At 52.9% G+C, this 3088-nt stretch carries 4 protein-coding genes; 1 reads left to right on the top strand and 3 read right to left on the bottom strand.

Annotated features, from left to right (window positions below; all coding sequences use genetic code 11):
* Positions 1 to 122: 122 nt before the first annotated feature.
* Genes M3200_RS01350 through M3200_RS01340 form a run of 3 tightly spaced genes read right to left on the bottom strand, consistent with a single transcriptional unit; the run spans position 123 to position 1520 of the window.
* Positions 123 to 764, bottom strand: coding sequence for a DUF6448 family protein (locus tag M3200_RS01350; RefSeq protein WP_022381742.1), 642 nt, complete (start codon positions 762 to 764; stop codon positions 123 to 125).
* 51 nt (positions 765 to 815) lie between these two features.
* Complete coding sequence (locus M3200_RS01345) at positions 816 to 1142, bottom strand: cupin domain-containing protein (protein WP_022381741.1); 327 nt, start codon at positions 1140 to 1142, stop codon at positions 816 to 818.
* A gap of 51 nt (positions 1143 to 1193) precedes the next feature.
* A complete protein-coding gene (locus tag M3200_RS01340; protein WP_022381740.1) occupies positions 1194 to 1520 on the bottom strand; it encodes a cupin domain-containing protein in 327 nt (108 codons plus the stop codon).
* A gap of 165 nt (positions 1521 to 1685) precedes the next feature.
* On the opposite strand from M3200_RS01340, the gene M3200_RS01335 reads away from it, so the two are divergent.
* On the top strand, positions 1686 to 2354 hold the full coding sequence (locus M3200_RS01335) for a Crp/Fnr family transcriptional regulator (RefSeq protein WP_022381739.1): 669 nt from the start codon (positions 1686 to 1688) through the stop codon (positions 2352 to 2354).
* Positions 2355 to 3088: the final 734 nt, after the last annotated feature.

Genomic DNA, 3088 nt, shown 5'->3' with positions numbered 1-3088 from the left:
CTCGCGGCGAAGCCGCGTCAACCTTCGGGAATACCGCCAAGCGCCGATTCCTCCTCAAAAGCCCACCGCCTCAAGTATCGCACACAGCAAAAAGCACCGGTCTTCCGACTGGTGCTTTTTTATTATTCCTGTCCATGCAGGGCTTCATGGCCGCCATGGCCATGTACTCCGTGATGTTCGTCCTCCTCTCCCTCTGCAAATTTAAAGAACTGCACATAGGCCTCAATATATTCCCGGCCCGCCTCAAGGTTATTTACGTCGAAATCCCTGATGGCCATGACCCGCTGGAAGCGGCGTTCCAGCTCCGCCTGCTTATCCCTATCCACCAGATGCTCCAGGGGCTTCAGATTTCCTTCTTCAATGCTCCTGTCCGCCGCCTTCACCCTCTCATCAATCGGCGTTCCATGGGGCTTCACCCCTTCAAAGGGCGCCCCCTCTCCGGCCCGGTGGTCCCGGAGGAGAATTTCAAAGAAATACTGCTCCGCCAGATTTCTGGTATCTGCATTGATATCCTTCACCTTCATGCTCAGATTAAATGCCCGGATCACCTCCCCCTCATACCGGGGCTGCACCCATTTCAGCGCATAATTCACATTATCCGTTTCCATGGCCTTCAGGGCATCCTTCACCGTCGGCCCGTCCATGGTATCACAGTGGGCCTCCGCCGCCACCGGCGCCAGCAGCAGCATACCCACCGCCAGCCCAAGGGCCGCCTTCCTTGCCAGACCTTTTATCGCTGTCATTTCCATAATTGTGTTAATCATAATTATCGTCCTTTCCTGTTTATACGAGCATTGATTGATGAAATTTGAAATTTATTTGTAGATTCTCACCATGGAGAACTTGAACCGGGTCACCGCCTGCAGATGGTGAAGGGTGCCCTCCTTCAGATAGAGGAAATCTCCCTTCTTCACGTTGAGATCTTTTCCTCCTACATGAAGCACCGCTTCCCCCTCCAGGGCCTGGAAAATGAGATCCGACGGCGCCTTGTGCTCCGGAATCAGCACACCCTTATCCACCGCCATGAGCACATGCTCTCCCCTGTCATTGCTGTCAATCACCAGCGGATGGGAAGCACCGTCCTGGTAATCCACCTTGTCTGCCAGGTTGAAAATTTCGTTTTCCTGAATTGTGTTAATCATAGTAATCATCCTTTCCTGTTTATATGTGTACCGATTGATGAAGTTTGAAAATTATTTATAAAGACGCACCATGGAGAACTTGAACTTTGATACTGCCTGCAGATGGTGAAGGGTGCCTTCCTTCAGATAGAGGAAATCTCCCTTCTTCACGTTGAGGTCTTTTCCTCCCACATGAAGCACCGCTTCCCCTTCCAGGGCCTGGAAAATGAGGTCCGACGGCGCTTTGTGGTCCGGAATCAGCACTCCCTTATCCACTGCCATGAGCACGTGCTCCGCCTTGTCATTGCTGTCAATCACCAGCGGATGGAAAGCACCGTCCTGATAATCCACCTTATCTGCCAGATTGAAAATTTCGTTTTCCTGAATTGTGTCCATCATTGGAATCATCCTTTCCTGTTTCACTGGAGCTCTGTAAGCTCGGATTTCTTTATCTGTAAATAGTATAAAGAAACGGGGCATCTAAAACATTGATACATATCAAGAAATGTAAATATTTCTTTTTTCCATGTATAATAGAAGAAAAGAAATAAGAAAGGATATCCCATGAAAGAACATCACTGCACATCCATCGTCCCCCTTTTCAACCACCTTTCCGAAGAGGAACAGGACAAAATCGAAAGCCTCGTCATTCACCGCCACTTCAACAAAGGCGAAACCGTCTGGCAGCCGGGAGACGACCCCCTCCTCATCATCGTGGCATCGGGCTCTATGAAAGTCTACATGATTGCAGGAAACGGGAGGGAACAGCTCCTCCGCCTCCTCACCCCCGGCAGCTACGAAGGCGCCAACGCCCTCCTAGGCGCCAGGGCCCAAGACCTCTTCATCGACACTTTGGAAGCCACCGACGCCTGCCTCCTCCGGAAAAGCAACTTCACCGCCCTCCTTGAGAAAACCCCAAAGCTGGCCCTGAAACTTCTGGAAATCAACGCCCAGCGCATGGCGGACACAGAAAACCAGACCCGCTTCCTCATGATGGAAAGAGTAGAAACCAGACTTTCCGCCTACCTTCTGAGCCTCTACCTCCTAAGCGGCGGCGCGGCGGACCTGGAAATCCCCATGAAAATGAAAGACCTCTCCGCCTACCTGGGCACCACCCCCGAAACCCTCTCCCGTAAACTCCACCTGCTGGAAGAAACGAACCTCATCAGCCGGAAAGGAAAGAAAATCCATATTACAGATAGGGAAGAGCTGAAGCAGATGGCAGAGGGGTAAAGATCAGAGGGTGCAGAAAGTTCAAAGGGTTCAGAGGGGAAGGTATCGCCCTGCGGGCGATGAGTATGAAGTCAGCGTTACGGAATTGTCTTTTATGTCAACACTGCTGCATAACGGAGTTCTATAGCCTCCTTCCTTAGGAAGGAGGTGTCGCCGAAGGCGACAGAGGATAGGGGCGTCAGGTCTTTCGCTAAAAAGATTCGGTGTTCCTCAGGGCTTTGCCCAGCTCCATTCCGGTCGGGCAATTCATAGGAAGGCCCTTTTATGGGCAGGCTAAGGGCCAACTTTGCCCAACTTGGCAATCCTATGCAGGATTGCCACCTGCGGAAGGAGCCTGCGTCACGTGCCTTGCCATCTCGCCCTCATCGTCATTCTGAGCCGAAGGCGAAGAATCTCGGTACGCGAAGCATATGAGAGAAATGCTATTAAATACCAGTCGGCGGGAAGGAGCCGCTGGGGACAAAGGTGAAGGCAATCGGCTTCCATCTTCCTGCTGCCGGCCGGTTCCGGCTGGATGCCTTTGGATTCATCAGCAGGAATAGCATGGCGATGATTAGCGGCCTTCGGCCGCTTTCCCTTTTTTGGCGCCGCCAGGCGCCCACCTCCCCAGCGGAGCGATACTATATAACTCCCTGGGCGGAGCCCTCAAACCGTCCGGAAGGCGGAGCCGATCCCGGACAGAACCCTTGGCTCCCAGGGCCGCAGGCCCGGCGGCGCCATCAACCCTCGAGCCC

Source organism: Dialister sp. CAG:357, assembly GCF_000435155.1.
GTDB classification, from domain to species: domain Bacteria; phylum Bacillota; class Negativicutes; order Veillonellales; family Dialisteraceae; genus Dialister; species Dialister hominis.
This window is presented reverse-complemented; position numbering and strand designations above follow the sequence as displayed.

What these genes read in the sequence shown, in the direction of transcription:
- M3200_RS01350 (WP_022381742.1), bottom strand. Translation starts at nt 764, where the DNA reads ATGATTAACACAATTATGGAAATGACAGCGATAAAAGGTCTGGCAAGG.
- M3200_RS01335 (WP_022381739.1), top strand. Translation starts at nt 1,686, where the DNA reads ATGAAAGAACATCACTGCACATCCATCGTCCCCCTTTTCAACCACCTT.
- M3200_RS01340 (WP_022381740.1), bottom strand. Translation starts at nt 1,520, where the DNA reads ATGATGGACACAATTCAGGAAAACGAAATTTTCAATCTGGCAGATAAG.
- M3200_RS01345 (WP_022381741.1), bottom strand. Translation starts at nt 1,142, where the DNA reads ATGATTAACACAATTCAGGAAAACGAAATTTTCAACCTGGCAGACAAG.